Origin of the sequence: Candidatus Clostridium helianthi (genome assembly GCF_045310795.1) — a bacterium.
GTDB lineage: Bacteria > Bacillota > Clostridia > Clostridiales > Clostridiaceae > Clostridium > Clostridium helianthi.
Window position 1 is genome coordinate 58,769 of the sequence record NZ_JBJIAB010000017.1, and the last position, 16,963, is coordinate 75,731.

The 16,963-nt window shown below is 30.7% G+C and carries 17 protein-coding genes; all 17 read right to left on the reverse strand.

What is annotated here, in order from left to right; translation table 11 throughout:
• Positions 1–124: 124 nt before the first annotated feature.
• The 17 genes from ACJDTP_RS14135 to ACJDTP_RS14215 all read right to left on the reverse strand — a co-directional run bounded on the left by ACJDTP_RS14135 (position 125) and on the right by ACJDTP_RS14215 (position 16,473).
• Positions 125–1,528 (reverse strand): NADH-quinone oxidoreductase subunit N, encoded by a 1,404-nt coding sequence (locus tag ACJDTP_RS14135; RefSeq protein WP_406761576.1) that lies wholly within the window; start codon positions 1,526–1,528, stop codon positions 125–127.
• Between the two features lie 2 nt (positions 1,529–1,530).
• The gene (locus ACJDTP_RS14140) at positions 1,531–3,054 is read right to left on the reverse strand and encodes a complex I subunit 4 family protein (protein ID WP_406761577.1); all 1,524 of its coding nucleotides are present in this window, start codon (positions 3,052–3,054) and stop codon (positions 1,531–1,533) included.
• Positions 3,055–4,908, reverse strand: a complete 1,854-nt coding sequence (gene nuoL / locus ACJDTP_RS14145) for an NADH-quinone oxidoreductase subunit L (protein ID WP_406761578.1) — start codon at positions 4,906–4,908, stop codon at positions 3,055–3,057.
• Positions 4,909–4,916: 8 nt separating this feature from the next.
• Positions 4,917–5,225 (reverse strand): NADH-quinone oxidoreductase subunit NuoK, encoded by a 309-nt coding sequence (gene nuoK / locus ACJDTP_RS14150; protein WP_173707850.1) that lies wholly within the window; start codon positions 5,223–5,225, stop codon positions 4,917–4,919.
• The gene (locus tag ACJDTP_RS14155) at positions 5,226–5,717 is read right to left on the reverse strand and encodes an NADH-quinone oxidoreductase subunit J family protein (protein ID WP_406761579.1); all 492 of its coding nucleotides are present in this window, start codon (positions 5,715–5,717) and stop codon (positions 5,226–5,228) included. It lies immediately after the preceding gene.
• The gene (locus ACJDTP_RS14160) at positions 5,714–6,103 is read right to left on the reverse strand and encodes a NuoI/complex I 23 kDa subunit family protein (RefSeq protein ID WP_406761580.1); all 390 of its coding nucleotides are present in this window, start codon (positions 6,101–6,103) and stop codon (positions 5,714–5,716) included. The genes ACJDTP_RS14155 and ACJDTP_RS14160 overlap by 4 nt, the downstream gene beginning before the upstream one ends.
• A 172-nt stretch (positions 6,104–6,275) precedes the next feature.
• Positions 6,276–7,310, reverse strand: a complete 1,035-nt coding sequence (gene nuoH, locus ACJDTP_RS14165) for an NADH-quinone oxidoreductase subunit NuoH (RefSeq protein WP_012059184.1) — start codon at positions 7,308–7,310, stop codon at positions 6,276–6,278.
• Between the two features lie 13 nt (positions 7,311–7,323).
• Positions 7,324–8,436, reverse strand: a complete 1,113-nt coding sequence (locus ACJDTP_RS14170; RefSeq protein ID WP_012059185.1) for an NADH-quinone oxidoreductase subunit D — start codon at positions 8,434–8,436, stop codon at positions 7,324–7,326.
• 18 nt (positions 8,437–8,454) lie between these two features.
• A complete protein-coding gene (locus tag ACJDTP_RS14175; protein ID WP_012059186.1) occupies positions 8,455–8,892 on the reverse strand; it encodes an NADH-quinone oxidoreductase subunit C in 438 nt (145 codons plus the stop codon).
• Positions 8,885–9,394 (reverse strand): NADH-quinone oxidoreductase subunit B, encoded by a 510-nt coding sequence (locus ACJDTP_RS14180; RefSeq protein WP_406761581.1) that lies wholly within the window; start codon positions 9,392–9,394, stop codon positions 8,885–8,887. Before ACJDTP_RS14180 ends, ACJDTP_RS14175 begins: the two co-directional genes overlap by 8 nt.
• Entirely contained in the window at positions 9,385–9,741 is a 357-nt protein-coding gene (locus ACJDTP_RS14185; protein WP_012059188.1) for an NADH-quinone oxidoreductase subunit A, read from the reverse strand. The genes ACJDTP_RS14180 and ACJDTP_RS14185 overlap by 10 nt, the downstream gene beginning before the upstream one ends.
• A gap of 552 nt (positions 9,742–10,293) precedes the next feature.
• Positions 10,294–10,500 carry an SHOCT domain-containing protein gene (locus ACJDTP_RS14190; RefSeq protein WP_077828919.1) on the reverse strand — a complete coding sequence of 69 codons (207 nt, stop codon included), beginning with the start codon at positions 10,498–10,500 and terminating at the stop codon, positions 10,294–10,296.
• Positions 10,501–10,568: 68 nt separating this feature from the next.
• Complete coding sequence (locus ACJDTP_RS14195) at positions 10,569–11,012, reverse strand: hypothetical protein (protein WP_236897576.1); 444 nt, start codon at positions 11,010–11,012, stop codon at positions 10,569–10,571.
• A gap of 229 nt (positions 11,013–11,241) precedes the next feature.
• The gene (locus ACJDTP_RS14200; RefSeq protein ID WP_406761582.1) at positions 11,242–12,129 is read right to left on the reverse strand and encodes a prenyltransferase; all 888 of its coding nucleotides are present in this window, start codon (positions 12,127–12,129) and stop codon (positions 11,242–11,244) included.
• A gap of 497 nt (positions 12,130–12,626) precedes the next feature.
• Positions 12,627–14,327, reverse strand: a complete 1,701-nt coding sequence (locus ACJDTP_RS14205) for an FAD-dependent oxidoreductase (protein WP_406761583.1) — start codon at positions 14,325–14,327, stop codon at positions 12,627–12,629.
• Between the two features lie 339 nt (positions 14,328–14,666).
• On the reverse strand, positions 14,667–15,533 hold the full coding sequence (locus ACJDTP_RS14210; RefSeq protein ID WP_192898346.1) for a 4Fe-4S binding protein: 867 nt from the start codon (positions 15,531–15,533) through the stop codon (positions 14,667–14,669).
• A 121-nt stretch (positions 15,534–15,654) separates the two neighbouring features.
• Complete coding sequence (locus ACJDTP_RS14215) at positions 15,655–16,473, reverse strand: sulfite exporter TauE/SafE family protein (protein ID WP_012059194.1); 819 nt, start codon at positions 16,471–16,473, stop codon at positions 15,655–15,657.
• Positions 16,474–16,963: the final 490 nt, after the last annotated feature.

A 16,963-nucleotide genomic window follows, 5' to 3' on the forward strand; every position in this document is an offset into this window, starting at 1 on the left:
CAACCATTTTCCTCATCCTTCCTACTATCTATCATTTGAAAATGATTCTTATTGTACATTAAAATTATGTAGAAATTATGAAGATAATGATTATTACAAAATAGAATCTTTAGTAATTCTTATATTAGGATAAAAATGCTTTAGATACTGACAAAACTACATTTACTACTTGGCTAGGATAAATTCCAAGAATAACAAGTACTGTCATAGATATAGTTAATGCTAATTTTGTACTTATGGATACCGGAATTGATTCAAGTTTAGTAGGACTTTCCCCGAAATACATAACCTTAACAACTTTAAGATAATAATATACTGATACAACACTCATACCAATACTTAAAAATGCTAACCATACCTGTCCCTTTTCTATTATAGATAAAAATAAATAAAACTTACCTATAAATCCTGCTAAAGGAGGAATTCCTGCTAAAGAAAGTAACGATATAAGCATAACAGCTGCTAAGAAAGGTGATCTTTTAGCTAAATAAGAATAATCTTTAATTTCATCACTTCCTGTTGCCTTTGATACAGCAATTACAACTCCAAAGGCTCCCATGTTTGCAAATAGATAAAACAAACTATAAAGTAAAATTGATGCTACACCAAGACTTGAATTTGCAATAATCCCTAGTAAAAAATAACCTGCTTGAGAAATGCTTGAGTAAGCAAGCAATCTTTTAATATTAGTTTGAGGAATAGCAACTAAATTTCCAAGCACTAAAGTTATAACAGCTAAAACAATAAATAGTTCGATCCAATAGGTTGACACTGATGACATACCAATCATAAAAAGTCTTAATAGAACTGCTAGACCTGCAGTTTTAGATGCTACTGCTAAAAATACTGTAATTGAAGTGGGCGCCCCTTCATAAATATCTGGAGCCCACATATGAAAAGGAACAATGGCTATTTTAAAAGCAAAACCTGCAAGTAAAAATATCATGCCTATTATTTCTAATGGTGCTATCTGTCCTGTCCCCAGTACTTCTGCAATTTCTTTAATAGCCGTTGCTTGGGTAATCCCATATATTAAACTTAATCCATACAAAAAAATTGCAGAAGACATTGCACCTAAAATAATATACTTTAAACTTGCCTCTTTTGATTTTTCATCACCTTTATAAGCAATTAGAACACAAAAAGATATAGTCATTAATTCTAATCCTATATAGATGGTAATTAGTTCTCCAGAGGATACCATAACCATCATTCCTAGTAGTGCCGAAACAATTAATGCATAAAACTCACCCTGTTTAGAAACCAAATGATCCTTAGAAATTAACACTGTTAAAACAGCAGCTATTAAAAATAACTGTTTAAAAAAAGTACTAAATGAATCATTAACATAAGCTCCATCAAATAAAGTTTGCGGCTGACCTCCATTAAAAAAAGAAATTACTAAAATTATAAAAAGGCATATGCTTGTAAATAACCACAACTTTTCTTTACACTTCGGCAACGATAAACTTGATACTAAAAGTACAAGACATAATGCTGCAGTTAAAAGTTCAACTATATAACTCATAATTAAAATCCCCCCATAATCATTCCTATGTCTGATATCTTACCCATAAGTGACATTGCGCCACTATGAATAAGATCAATTAGTGGTGATGGGATTAAACCGAAAAATATTAATACACCTGCGAGCATCACTATAGGTATCATTTCTACTCCTTTTGCATCTTCTAAGTGATCCCATTCTTCTTTTCTTGGACCAAAGAAAGTATTTTGAATTACCTTCAATATGTAAGCAGCAGTTATAACAATTCCTAGAATAGCTATTATTGAGATTGCTTTAAAAGGTATTACTGAAAATAGTTTTCTTGGTTCATCATGAGATCCTAAAAATATTAGAAATTCAGCAACAAAATTAGCTAATCCCGGTAACCCTAATGATGCAAAACCAGCAATTATAAAACCAATAGCTACCCTTGGCATCTGGTGTATTAAACCACCAAATTTAGCAATTTCTCTTGTATTGGCCTGATAATAAATATTACCTATTAACGTAAAGAATAATGCAGTCATAATACCATGAGCAAACATCTGAGCTACTGCCCCGTCAATTCCTTCATAATTTAATGAAGCAATTCCAAGTAGCACATATCCCATATGGCTTACACTAGAATAACCAATTACAAATTTCAAATCCTTTTGGGCCATAGCAACCATAGCACCGTATACTATATTAGCTATAGATAATACTGCTATTAAAGGAACCCAGTACTTTGCACCTTCTGGAAAGAGAAATACACCTGCACGGATAATTCCATAACCACCAAGCTTCATTAAAACTCCTGCGTGAAGCATACTTACAGCTGTTGGTGCAGCTACGTGCCCGTCTGGAGACCATGTATGAAAAGGCCACATAGGTACTAATATACCAAAGCCTATTAGCATTAGGAAAAAAGCAAACTTTTGAAAACTTGAACTATATTGAATGGTACTTAGGGTTTGTATGTCAAAACTTCTTATTCCTAAATTATTAGCATATACAAAAGTTGCAATAATTCCAATTAGAATAAATGCACTTCCTACTAATAAATACAAAGTTAGTTTCATTGCTGCATAATCTTTTCTAGTACTTCCCCAAACTCCAATTAGTATATACATAGGAATAACAGCTATTTCAAAGAATAAATAGAAGAAAAATAAATCTCTTGAAATAAATACTCCAAAAACACCTGCAACTAGTAAAAGCAGGAAAATGAAAAATTCCTTTATTCTTTTTTCCATTTTCCATGATGAAAAAACACCTGCAAAAATAACGATAGCAGTAAGCAATATTAAAGGTATGCTTAAACCATCCGCACCAACAGAATAATTAATTCCAAAGGCAGGTATCCAAGAATAGGTTTCTTGAAATTGAAGTCCTCCCATTTCCTTATTGTAAGTAACAAAAGCTATAATCGAAAGCAACAATGAAATAAACGTGACAATTGCTGCTATAACTTTTATTTCTTTTTCCTTACTTTCTGGAAACAAAAGTATTATGATAATGCCCAAAATTGGTGCTAATAATATTGACGTTAATATCGGAAATTGCATCTACATCCCTCCTAAAATCGGTGCTGCAAGCCAAAGAATTATTACAGCAATTGCAATAAAAAAAATCAATGCGTAGTTTTGCACCCGTCCTGAATGAATAAGTCTAAGTTTAGCTCCCATTCTCCATATCAAAGAAGTAGTATTATCAAAAATTCCATCTACTATGTTACGATCACACCAATTAAATAATCTAGAAATATTTAAAATTACTCTTTCATATAACCAATGATAAAGTTCATCTAAATAATATTGATTAAAAAGAAATTGATGTATTGGTCTAAACTTTACACTAAGAGCTTCACTTGATATTACTTTTTTACCATAGATAAGCCATCCCAATACGATTCCACCAAAAGCTGCTGTTACTGATTCACCCATAACCATTAAATTTGCTTCAGGCATTTGAGGTGTTTGAAAGTATATATATGAAGAAAAAGGTTCATTTATAAAACCATAAACTACTGAAAAAACTGATAATATAATTAATGGCACAGTCATACACCAAGGACTTTTATGGACAGAATGTTTTTCTCTTTCCTCTCCAAAGAATACTATAAAAACCAAACGTGCCATATAAAAAGCTGTTAAGAATGCTGTAATCAAACCTAAATAATATAAAAATATATATCCACGTTCATAAGTTACAGTTAAAATTTCATCCTTACTGAAAAATCCTGATAGAGGTGGAATTCCAGCTAAAGATAAAGAGGCAATAATAAAAGTAATACTGGTGATCTTCATTTTTTTAATTAAACCACCCATTTTAAAAATGTCTTGTACGCCAATAGCATGAATAATACTGCCTGCACCTAAAAATAATAAAGCTTTAAAGAATGCGTGGCTTGTAAGATGAAACATTCCAGAAGTAAATCCACCTACTCCCATTGACATAACCATATACCCTAATTGACTCATAGTTGAAAAAGCTAAAATTCTCTTTAGATCTCTTTGCACTAAAGCAATAGTACCTGCCATAAATGCTGTTATTCCACCAATGTACGCAATTACTAAGCTTACTTCATGTAACGAAGAAAACAATATATAACCACGTGCTAAAAGATATACGCCAGCTGCAACCATAGTAGCTGCATGAATCAATGCACTTACTGGTGTTGGTCCTTCCATCGCATCTGGAAGCCAAACATGAAGTGGAAATTGAGCTGACTTTGCCATTGGTCCTGCAAAAATCAATAATGCTATAATCGTTAAATATACAGCATCTTGATAAGCCGGAATATTAGTAGCAAGTTCTCTAAAGTTAAAAGTTCCAAAAGCCATGAAAAGGCAAAGCATTCCAACTAAAAATCCAAAATCTCCAACTCTGTTAGCTACAAAAGCTTTCTTATTAGCTTTAACAGCAGAAGGTCTGTCATAATAAAAACCAATTAAAAGATATGAACATAACCCTACTAATTCCCAGAAAAAGAACATTTGAAAATAGTTATTAGAAATTACGAGTCCGAGCATTGAACTGCTAAATAATGATAAGTTCGCAAAAAATCTAGAAAAACCTTCTTCACCTTTCATGTATCCTAAAGAATATATTTCAACCAATAAACCTATAAAAGTCACGATTAAGAGCATAACTGCTGTAAGTGGATCAATTAACACTCCAGCTTCAATCTTAATTGGAACTGATAACCATGAAACAGCATACTCAACAGGTTGATTAATACTGACTTTTGAAGTAATAACCTCATAAATAACACCTAAAGAAAATATAAAAGATAGAACCATTCCGATTATTGCAATTGCTGAACTAATCCCTTTAGATTTTTTTGTAATAAATCCAGTAATTAAAAATGCAATTGCAGGAAATATAGGAATCATCCACGCTAAATCTATAAATCTCATCATAACACCTACCATTTTAAAATATTGAAATCTTCTACATTGGAAGTAGTATGACTGCGATAAATATTTAATATAATAGCTAGACCTACAGCAATTTCAGCTGCTGCAACTACAATAACAAATATAGCAAAAAGGTGTCCAGTAACCTTTTCTGGCGCTAAAAATTTATTGAAAGCTACTAAATTAATATTGACTGCATTCATCATAAGTTCCACAGACATTAATACACTTATAACATTTCTTTTTGTAAGAGCTCCGTAAAGACCGATGCAAAACAAAGCAGCTGCGAGTATTAAATAACCTTCTAAACCAACCATTTAATTTTTCACTCCTTTTGCTAAAATAATAGCGCCCACCAAAGCTATTAATAATAGTAATGCAGAAACTTCAAATGGAATCATATAATTTCCAAAGAATCCGTCTGCAATAGCACTAATGGTATTTTCTATACTTAAATTCTTATAAGTAAAGTTACTACGTAAAATTAAACGTGTAATAATCCCAAAGAATCCCAAACAAAATGCTAAACCTGTCCATCTTAATTTATTAAATGGATTACTATTTTTCATATCACTTTTGCGAGAAAGCATTATTGCAAACACAATTAAGATTGAAATAGCTCCAGCATAAATTAAAATCTGTGCTAATGCTAAAAAATCAGCTTCAAGTAAGACGAATACTACTGATATACCTATAAATGTTAAAATCATTGATAAAGCACTATGGATAATATTTTTTGAATGAACGACACCTATAGCAAAAGCTATAATTAAAAATGCTATTGGCCAAAAAACAAAAGCTGATATCATAGCAATTCCTCCTTATTAAATAGGGTTAACTTTGTTTCAGCCCTACTATAAGCACTTAATTCAAAATCTGAAGTAACCTGCAGAGCCTTACTTGGACAGCTTTCAACGCAGAGGCCACAAAAAAGGCAATATTCTAATTGCATTTCATATTTAGTTAAATGCTTTTTATTATTTTCATCGTTATAACTTTCTACATTAATAACTCTATTTGGGCAGCTCAAAGCACAAATGATGCATGAAATACATTTTTCTGAATCCAGTTTAAAAGAACAACGAGAACGTGATGGAAGCTTTGGATGTTCTTCTGGATACTGCTGAGTAATATTTTTTTCAAATAAATGTCCAAGTGTTACTCTAAGACCATTTAATAATCCTTTACCAAACATTAAATTCACCTCTTAACTAATTTTGGCATATTCAAGAAATAATAAGTCATCATGCTAGTCTATTTCTAGTCATACTACGTCAGCATTTTTACCTAATAGGCCCACTATGAGATAAAAATACTTCCTTGTCTGACTGAAAATATACATCGCATCATGGACTTATTATTTTCTTTCATATACCTAACTGAAATATTTTAATACCAATTCCAGTTAGTAAAATGTTTATTAGAGAAATAGGAATAAGATATTTCCAGTTTAAAGACATCATATGATCTAACCTAAACCTAGGAAAAGTCCAACGAACTAACATAAGCAGTAACACTATTAAGTAAGTTTTTAGGATAAACCAAATCCAAGAAGGTAATAACGGGCCACTAGCTCCTCCTAAGAATAAAGTAGCTGTAAGTGCTGAAGTAGCAAACATATTTGTATACTCAGCAAGATAAAAAAGAGCATATCTCATTCCGCTATATTCTGTAAATGGACCAGCTACTATTTCCTGTTCCCCTTCAGCTAAGTCAAAAGGAGCTCTATTTAACTCTGCAGTAGCGGCAATAAGATAAATAATAAATGCAACAGGCTGTAAAAAAATGAACCACACTTTATTTTGTGCTGTTATAATTTCTGTTAAGTTTAAAGAACCACTTATCATAACTACTCCAAGAAGAGAAAAAATCATAGGTATTTCATAACTTATCATTTGAGCAACTACTCTCATCCCACCTAAAAGGGAATACTTATTATTAGATCCCCAGCCTGCCATTAATATAGGTATTGAAGAAACTCCAGATATAGCTAAGAAATAAAGCAATCCTAAATTTAAATTTACAGCGACCATATTTTTTCCAAAAGGTAACACAGCATATATTAATAAAGCAGGAACCATAACTAACAATGATGCCATTACAAAAACTAATTTATCTGTTTTTTCTGGAATAATATCTTCTTTACCTAGAAGCTTAACAACGTCAGCTACACTTTGAAATATTCCTTGTGGCCCAAATCTATTAGGCCCTGGACGCTGCTGAAGATAACCACAAAATTTTCTTTCTAAATAAATCAAAAACATAGCATTTAATAAAACAAAAGCTACAATCCCAATAAAATAAACTAAGCTCATAATAATACTTACAAAGGCATTTGGTATTGCCAATGCCGAAGTTAAACCCTTAATCCAATTAGATATGTTTAAAAATATATTCTCCATTTCTACCTCCAAGCTACCTATCAATTTCGCCTAATATAGGATCAAGTGATGCGAGTATTGCAACAGCATCCTGAATAGTGCTTCCAGTCGCCATTTCAGGAAAGGCACCTATATTAACAAAAGATGGTCCATGAATGTGAATTCTATAAGGTTTATCACATCCATCACTTACTATGTAATAACCTAGCACACCTTTAGCTCCTTCAATTTGATGATAAATATCTCCTTTGGGTGGTTTTATTAGTCTTGGAACTTTAGCTAAAACTGGACCTTCTTTTATTTGCTCTAGCGCCTGTTTAATTATTTTTATACTCTCTTCCATTTCATCAATACGCATTATCCATCTTTCATAGCAATCGCCATCTTTACCGACAATCACTTTAAAATTGAAACGATCATAAATACCATATGGCGCATCACGTCTTAAATCTAAGTCTATACCAGAAGCCCTAAGGTTTGGACCTGTTAAACCATAAGCTAAAGCTTTTTCTCCACTAATTATTCCAACACCTTTAGTTCTTGCTTGAAATATTTCATTACCAGTGATGATTCGTTCATACTCTATAAAGCTCTTATCCATATCATTAAGAAAGCTTTTTAAGCTAGGCATAAATTCCTCAGGCAGATCATAGCTTACTCCACCGATACGCATATAATTTGTAGTCATTCTAGAACCACAAACCATCTCTAATAAATCCAAAACTTTTTCTCTATCTCTAAAGAAATACATCCAAGGGGTATGCCCATTTAAATCAAGAGCCATACTTCCTAAAAAAACTTGATGACTTGCTATTCTCTGCAATTCAGCCATTATTATACGAATGTATTCTGCTCTTTCTGGAACTTCAATCCCAGCAAGCTTCTCTACTGTTTGAACGTAACCTAACTCATTTAACATTCCAGATAAATAATCTAATCTATCAGTATAAGGTATAAATTGAGTATACGTTCTGGATTCAGCTAGCTTTTCCATACCTCTGTGCAAATAGCCTATGATATTTTCTACATTGACAATATGCTCACCATCTAAAGTAAAGATTGCTCTATATACACCATGGGTACTAGGATGCTGTGGTCCAAAATTTAAAGTCATTTCTTCAGTGTGCAACTCTCTGTCATATTCCATTCTCAAACTTCCTCCTTTCTACCTTCGCTTTTCAACCTTAAAATCTTTTCTAAGCGGATGTCCTACAAAATCATCAGGACATAATATCCTTTTTAAATCTGGATGGCCAATAAAATTAATTCCAAATAAATCATAAGCTTCTCTTTCCTGAACATTTGCTGCAAGCCAATATTTAGTTAATGATGGAATTTCAAGCTTTTCATTAAGTTTTACCTTAATTCTAATCAGCTCATGAGTAGTTAATGACATAAAATGATAAACGCAGCTTAATACATCATCTTCAATAGCTGTTAAATCAACTAAAAAATCAAATCCATATTGCTTTACCTTTTTTATAACGTCTAGAAATTTACTTGCTTCTGTGTGAATAGCAATCTGCGTATTTTCTATAATTTCAATATCTTGCTTATATTCTGCTTTCAGTTCCAAGATTAGATTTTCACAAGTTTTACTCACTTCTTCCCACCTCTTTCGGATGAATAATTTTTTCTTTTAAAGTTAAAAGCCCATGGATTAATGCTTCTGGCCGTGGAGGGCATCCTGGAATATAAACATCTACTGGTAAAAATGTGTCAGCACCTGGAACGACATTATAGGAATCTACAAACGGTCCCCCACTAGTTGCACAGCTTCCCATAGCAATTACCCATTTAGGTTCTGGCATTTGGTCATAAATCTTTTTAACTATAGGTGCCATTTTTTCAGTAATTGTTCCTGCAACAATCATCAAATCTGCTTGTCTTGGTGAAGCACGGAAAACTTCATATCCAAAACGTGCAATATCATAACGAGCACCCCCTGCTGCCATCATTTCAATAGCACAACATGCGAGTCCAAATGTTAACGGCCAAAAAGAATGTGCACGGAAATAATTTAAAGTATCATCTAATTTAGTTAAAATAATCTTTTTTTCTATTTGCTCTTGAATCTCTTTATCTTGTTTAAAATTTACTTCCACTCTAATGCCCCCTCTTTCCACGCATACCATAACCCAATGATTAAAATACCTATAAAAATAACCATTTCAAAAAGTGCGAATAATCCTAATGATTTAAATTTCACTGCCCATGGCAATAAAAATACTGTTTCAACATCAAAGAGTAGAAATACTAAGCCGTACATAAAGTAACTGACCTTAAATCTAATCCACGTTGAACCAGTAGTTTCAACACCACACTCATAAGTAGATAATTTTTCTTTATTTGGCTTCTTCGGTCTTACTAATGAAGCCGTTAATAAGACGACCATTCCAAAAATAAATGAAGCTATAAGAAAAATTCCAATAATCAAATAATCTTGTATCATTTTTATCCCCTTTCAATTTACTTTAAAATCAAAATCAACACGTTCAAACCTTCCTTCTACAGGTACAAAGTCTAAAAGTTATTAATAATTTTATATCTGCTCACATATTAACAAGTTTTTATGAAGTTATTATGTAGAAATCCTATAGGTTAACACATAATTTTCAAATTATTCCACATGTGCCGATGAAATCCGAGACATTATTGAAGTAAATTTAAAGAATTTTTTATTAAAGCCATTCATAATAAATATCAAAAAAACAGAGGTTTATAAAATACAAACTTCTGTTTTACTGCATTATTCCTATTAATAAGCGACTTATTACACATATTTAATTATTTAACTTTTATTTTTTATCATACAAAATATTTATAAAGATTTTATGTAGAAAAAATTTTCGTAAAGCTATAAATTATGCTCTTATTAAATCTGAAAATTAAAATTCTTACAAATCGATCAATATGTATTAAGATAACTCCTTTTCTCTATACAGAAAAAGTCATGTAAAAGAAGAGTTATCTATACTCCTTTTACATGACTTTTTACTGTTACCTATGATCTTAATGTACTTTTTATTCTATTATATTCATCTTCACTTATTTCTCCGCGAACAAATCTTTCATTTAGTATATTTAGAGAATTATCTCTAACACTGCAAACTTTAAGCTTTTTACTTTCTTCTTGATTGAAAATTAAATATATAACAGCAATAATTAAAATTATTGGTATAATCATCATTCCAGACCATCCTCCTATCATATCTAATTATCCTTCCATTCTCATATTATCATTCTAAATTTATTTCGATTTTTTAAAATTTAATAATACTAATTCCTCATCATGCTTTGATGAAGTTTTGCCATCTTTTCTTTTCCTACAGATTGCATCATATTTGCCATAGATCCATATCCGTTATTTTTCATTACATCAATCATCTTGTTATAATCCTCATCACTTATATTAGACATTAAATTTTTCATGGCATTAAAATCTCTATTTTCCATAGCATTTGCTTCATCATTAAAACCATTCTCTTTCATTAGTTCAATCATTTTATTGATATTATCATCTGATTGCGCCCCAGACCCCATCATGCTCATCATTGTTCCTCTATAATTTGATGATGATTTAACCTCACCATTTTGCACATTCATCATTTGTCCATTAAATTTATTAAACCTTGTATTATTTTTATCTGCCGCATATGCAAGTGATATTCCGCTTACAGTTAATATACCTGCTAATGCTAGAATCATAACTTTCTTTTTCATTGTGTATCACTCCTTTAATTTTCTTCTTAATTTATATGCTTATTTTACTACTCAATTATGGAGTAATTATGAAGATAATATATTTTAAAAAAATATTCTAATTATATATAATAAAAGTTTCAAGTACTATATTGCTTATAACACTTGAACCTTTTGCATATTCATAGAATTTTTATAATTTCAAATCAGACAGAATCTAAATTTTAATACATTACATCATAATAATTTTTTACATTATAATTGCAATTATCAATCCAATAACTACAGCCAAATGATATTTTAGACCAACCTGTCCTATAAGTCCCATACTCCTACCTTTTGTTTGAGCACTTTTTTCATATGAAAGAAAACTCCTAATTGATTTATAGGGATATATTAAAATTACAGGTAATAACACGACAATGGGATAAATGTGTATTAATACTAAACAGACTGTTAGTACAAGTAACATTATTATATTAAAAACCCAAAGCTTATTTGCATTTTTTTTACCTATCATAATAGGCAGTGTTTTTCTTCCAGATTCCCCATCCTCTTCCATATCACTCAAATTATTTGTTAGTAATATAGTACTAATAAATAATACTGTAGGGACTGCAACTAAGATTGTATTTATATTAAATATGCCTGATTGAATATAAATCACTGTAGTAGTTATACCAATCCCCATAGTAACTCCAGATATAATCTCTCCAAATGGCGTATATGAAATAGGTAAAGGACCAAAAGCATATAAAATTGAAATAAGACCTCCTATTACAGCGACTAGTAAAATGTAATAGCTTGTTTGGCTAGCTAAAAAAAGACCAATCATAAGAGCAATAAACTGATATAAGATTATTATAAATAATACTTGCTTAGATGTGATTTCACCACTAACTAGAGCTTTTTCATCTCCACTCTTATTACTGTCTGCTCCACGTTTATAGTCAAAGTAATCATTAATCATATTAGTAGCACTTTGAATCAATATCATAGCAATTGCTAATAATATAACATACAAAGCATTTAACTTTCCAAAAGCATACTTTGAATAAACTGAACCTAAAATTACAGGAATTAACCCTGCAACAAGGGTTTTTATATCCATAAGTTTTATTATTGTTTTAAATCCCATTGATCTCTTCTCCTTATCAAGATCTTTAATCTTTTTATTTTATAATACAAAATATTTGTAAAGATTTTATGAAGAAGTCGATGATAGTAATACAAATTATATTTTAATCTATTTTCTTAAAGGTTTAGTTCATAGTGATTCGATTTAATCTATTAGCTATTATAAATCAAATAACTTTACAGATAATTAAGTTTATTATTTATCACTAATATACATAAAAAGCCATGTAAAAAAGTATTAAATGTTTCTTTTCATATGACTATAATTTTATTATTCTACAATATTCTACCTATATCACTCTTTTAATTATCTTCTCTTTATATATTTATTTTACCGCTTAACTGTGGAGGAATTATGAAGATAACATATATCCAATGATTTTTTACATCTGAATTTAATAAAAGGTCCAAGTGCTATTCTTATTCAACACTTGAACCTTTTGAATATTATAATTTACTTACTTTTCCTTTTGCAACTAATAAATTTAATATGACAAATCACTTAAAATTATATTCAGTAACTATACTTTCCCTATTCTTAGTTTGGTCGTTAAAATATTCGTAAAATGATAGTGCTAAGAAGCTACCTGTAATATTATAAACATTATTAAAACCTAAGTTTTGTAGTGCTAATGTTGCATTATAACTTCTTTGACCAGTTCTACAATGTAAATATACTGGTTTATCTTTTGGTATCTCATTTATCCTTTGTCTAAGTTCACTTAATGGAATATTAATTGCGTTTTTAATATGTCCATTAGCATATTCTCCTCTTTCTCTAACGTCTATTATATAAGCATTACGTTCAGCAAGTCCTCTGACTAGATCTATATTAACCTGCTTAAAATCGCCATTTAAAAGATTAGAACCAACATAACCAGCATAATTAACAACGTCTTTTGCTGTAGCAAATGGTGGTGCATAACATAATTCTAAATCTTTTAAATCTTCTACTGTTCCACCAAACTTTATAGCAGTAGCAATTACATCAATTCTTTTTGTAACATCACCTTTACCTATAGCTTGAGCTCCTAAAATTTTTCCTGTTGGAACTTCATATAATAATTTTAAATGTACAGGCGATGAATTAGGCATTATTCCAACTTTATCTGTAAGTATTACTCTTACAACATCATACTGTATATTCATGTTGAGAACATTTATAAGTGCTTCATTTAACCCCGTTGATGCTCCATTATAATCAAAAACTTTTATAGCTGATGAACCTATATATCCTTTATTTAAGCCTTTCTTTCCATTTATATGATCTGCAACAGATCTTGCCTGCTTTTGAGCTGGGCCTGCAAGTGATAATTTCACATTAGAATGAGTTAATGAATTATAAACTTCTATGGCATCTCCTACTGCATATATACTATCATCATTAGTTTTGTAATTTGTATCTACTTTTATTGCTCCAGTTTCTCCAATATCTAACTCTGCTCCTTTTGCTAAGGCTGTTTCCGGTGATACTCCTATTGCCATTACAACAACCTTCGCACTAATTCTTTTGCCTGATGATAGTATCACCGTATCTTTTTCAAACTTTTCAACTTTATCTCCAACAATTAAATTTATACTATGATCATATAATTCTTTATGAAATATTTGAACCATATCATAATCAAAAGGTCTTAATATTTGATCAGTTGCCTCTATTAGGGATACATTATAACCAGCATCTCTTAAGTTTTCTGCTGCTTCAACTCCTATATATCCACCACCAATAACTGCAATATCCTGTTTATCAATTGATTTAACATATTTATTTAACTTATCTATATCAACAACATTTCTTATTGTAAAAATATTCACTTCTTCAATTCCGGGAATATTAGGTACAATTGGCTTAGCTCCTGGAGATAATACTAACTTATCATAGTTTTCTTTATATGTTTCACCATTTTCTAAGTTTTTAACTGTTATATACTTCTCCTCTTTATTTATTGATAAAACCTCATTGTTCACCCTTGCTTTAATATTATATTGAACAAGAAATTTTTCAGGACTCATTAGAACCAACCTATCAGCCTCGTCTATTATTCCACTTAAGTGATATGGGAGTGCACAATTTGAAAAAGATACATGAGGTCCTTTTTCAAACATTATTATTTCATCTTCTTCACTAAGTCTTCTAAGTCTTGCTCCGGCAGATGCTCCACCCGCAACTCCTCCAACTATTAATATTTTTTTCTTCATGACCATTTCCTCCTAACCTCAACTTATAATTTTAATATAAATCTCTATCAATTATGATTTTATACCTATTAAGCTCTATGTATTTTCTTTTTATACTTATTAGTATTCTGCTAATTAAGTTAATCACAATTATTGAAAATTCTGTTAAGTTGCCTTATGTCTATTTTCCACAATTACTTACCTATTTCCTTCTATGACTTTATTATATATAAATCTTTAGAAAATATAAGTGACATAGTCACATAAACAAATTATAACAAAAAAGAGAGATAAAACTAATTCATAGTCTTTCTCTCTATAACTAAGCTAAGGTTCATAAAGGACAACAAATAAAATGTCTTATTGTCTGCTTAATACTTCAGATATGAATTTTTCTTTTCCTACTCTATCCATTACTGTCGAGATTCTTTCTCCTTTTACTCCAATTTCTTTATAGCATTCCATAATCTTATCAACTACAAATACTATGTCTTTTTCTTTAAATATCTTTCCTAAAGAATCTCCTATTCTTATTCCTCGTCCAAATCTTCCACCAACAAAAATTTCTGCACCTTTTTCTTTAATACCAACTGCATTGGTTCTACATAATCTAAAACATTCACCGCAACTTACACATAATTCTTCATGATATACTACTTTTCTATTTACTACCTCTAATGCTTTTTGCCTGCAGCCTTTAACACAAATTCTACATCCAACACAGTTGTCCAAATTAAATTCTGGGATTGTCTTTCCCATTATTCCAATATCATTTATATTAGCTTTTGCACAATTATTTGCACAACCAACTATTCCTATTTTGCACTTGTGAGGAGTATCTGTCGCAAAATATTTTTCCTCTAGTCCTCTGCAGATTGCCTGAGTATCAATGTTACCATGAAGACATACGGTTCCTTTGCATGCAACTAATGGCCTTATTTTCTGACCAGTTCCACCATGACGTAGCCCCAAAGCTTTTGCTTCTTCCATTACTTTTTCTGCATCTTCATCTTTAATCCAAGGAACTTCAATTTGAAGTCTTGTTGTAAGTCCTGAATACCCTCGTCCATATTTTTTAGCAATCCCATTTATGTTGTTTAATTCTTCAACTGTAAAATTTCCTGCTCTACTTAAAAACCTTACTGCGTAATGTTCCCTATCATTTTGTAATAAAAAACCTAATGCCTTCATTTCTTTTTGTCTCTTCTCATTAACCATAATAATCATACATCTCCCTAACTATGAATTACTAATTCTTTCTCATTTTGTTTCAGTATAATAGATATATGATAATAAATAAAATATAAATACCTAATGATAACCATTAAAATATTTAATGATTCGAGATTTAAAATGCCATAATGAATATTCTTACCCCTACAATAGCTAACGCAACTGCAAGACTTCTAATTATCGCTACTCCGTGAATCTTTTTTGAAAGCGTCGCACCTAACTGCGCTCCAAATAATACACCTATAGATAATGCAGCTGTTTGGATAAAGCTTGACTGAAGCACTCCATTCACTATATGAACCATAGTTCCTGATAATGACATTACTGCTAGAACGAAATGCGAAGTAGCAGTTGCAATATGAACGGGGTAATTTAATATATTGACAAGTACTGGAACATGTATTATTCCTCCTCCTATACCTAAAAAACTAGACATAAAGCCAACAAAAATACTTACAACTATTCCAGTTACAGGATTATATGAAAATGTATGCTCTATCCCTTCAATATCTACCACTGTTCTTGTAATATAGCCATTCTTAACTACTAATCTATTTTCTGCTTTCTCATCCTTGGTCCTTAATATCAAGAATACGGATATAATAACCAGTAACACACCGAATATCCCATTAAAAAGCTGCCTTGGTACGTATGATGTTATCACTGATCCTAATATTGATCCTGGTAGAGTTGCTATTGCAAAAATTATTCCTGATTTATAATCAATACGTTTCATCCTCGAATAAGCAAAAGAGCCAGATAATGCATTAAAAAATACAACTGCTAAAGAAATACTCGTTATTGTATCTGGACTCTTATCTGGATATAACAATAATAAAATAGGTACCAATATAAATCCTCCTCCTGCACCTATTAGAGTTCCAAATGCTCCAACTAAAAATCCTAAAGGAGTTAACCATAAAAATTGTATCAAATTTAAAACCTTCTTCCATAACAATTATGCATTATAATTAAACAAGTTTCTAAAATTTAAAAACTATTAATTATATTAATATAACTCTCCTATATTATACACTACCTTTTAACCATTTTGGATATAAGTTTTAAATTTTATATTTCAAAACACAATTTTGTGCTTAGTTCCTTACTTTATAGTAATTTTATTATATCTAATTGCTTTTTTAGGGCATTCAATAACACACTTTCAACATTCAATACAATCCGGATGGCTTAGTTTAAAAGGCAACTAATCACTCTCCAACTAAACTTCTAACCTTACTTGTTTGGCTCTTTTTTATCTTATAAAATTGCTCTTCTATTACCAGTAACTTTATCACACTACAAAATAATATATTAGGGCAAAAAAATAAGCCGATATATCGTTAAAATATCAGCTTACCTTTTACTTAACATTGTTCTAACCTCATTAAGTTATTTGCAAAATTTCAGTTATTAAACAAATG

Bases quoted from the DNA above. Each gene is read 5' to 3' on its own strand.
- nuoL (WP_406761578.1), bottom strand. From the start codon at position 4,908: ATGAGATTTATAGATTTAGCGTGGATGATTCCTATATTTCCTGCAATT.
- ACJDTP_RS14155 (WP_406761579.1), bottom strand. From the start codon at position 5,717: ATGATATCAGCTTTTGTTTTTTGGCCAATAGCATTTTTAATTATAGCT.
- nuoK (WP_173707850.1), bottom strand. From the start codon at position 5,225: ATGGTTGGTTTAGAAGGTTATTTAATACTCGCAGCTGCTTTGTTTTGC.
- ACJDTP_RS14190 (WP_077828919.1), bottom strand. From the start codon at position 10,500: ATGATAGGAGGATGGTCTGGAATGATGATTATACCAATAATTTTAATT.
- ACJDTP_RS14210 (WP_192898346.1), bottom strand. From the start codon at position 15,533: ATGATTATTATGGTTAATGAGAAGAGACAAAAAGAAATGAAGGCATTA.
- nuoH (WP_012059184.1), bottom strand. From the start codon at position 7,310: ATGGAGAATATATTTTTAAACATATCTAATTGGATTAAGGGTTTAACT.
- ACJDTP_RS14200 (WP_406761582.1), bottom strand. From the start codon at position 12,129: ATGGGATTTAAAACAATAATAAAACTTATGGATATAAAAACCCTTGTT.
- ACJDTP_RS14195 (WP_236897576.1), bottom strand. From the start codon at position 11,012: ATGAAAAAGAAAGTTATGATTCTAGCATTAGCAGGTATATTAACTGTA.
- ACJDTP_RS14185 (WP_012059188.1), bottom strand. From the start codon at position 9,741: ATGATACAAGATTATTTGATTATTGGAATTTTTCTTATAGCTTCATTT.
- ACJDTP_RS14135 (WP_406761576.1), bottom strand. From the start codon at position 1,528: ATGAGTTATATAGTTGAACTTTTAACTGCAGCATTATGTCTTGTACTT.
- ACJDTP_RS14160 (WP_406761580.1), bottom strand. From the start codon at position 6,103: ATGTTTGGTAAAGGATTATTAAATGGTCTTAGAGTAACACTTGGACAT.
- ACJDTP_RS14170 (WP_012059185.1), bottom strand. From the start codon at position 8,436: ATGGAATATGACAGAGAGTTGCACACTGAAGAAATGACTTTAAATTTT.
- ACJDTP_RS14140 (WP_406761577.1), bottom strand. From the start codon at position 3,054: ATGCAATTTCCGATATTAACGTCAATATTATTAGCACCAATTTTGGGC.
- ACJDTP_RS14205 (WP_406761583.1), bottom strand. From the start codon at position 14,327: ATGAAGAAAAAAATATTAATAGTTGGAGGAGTTGCGGGTGGAGCATCT.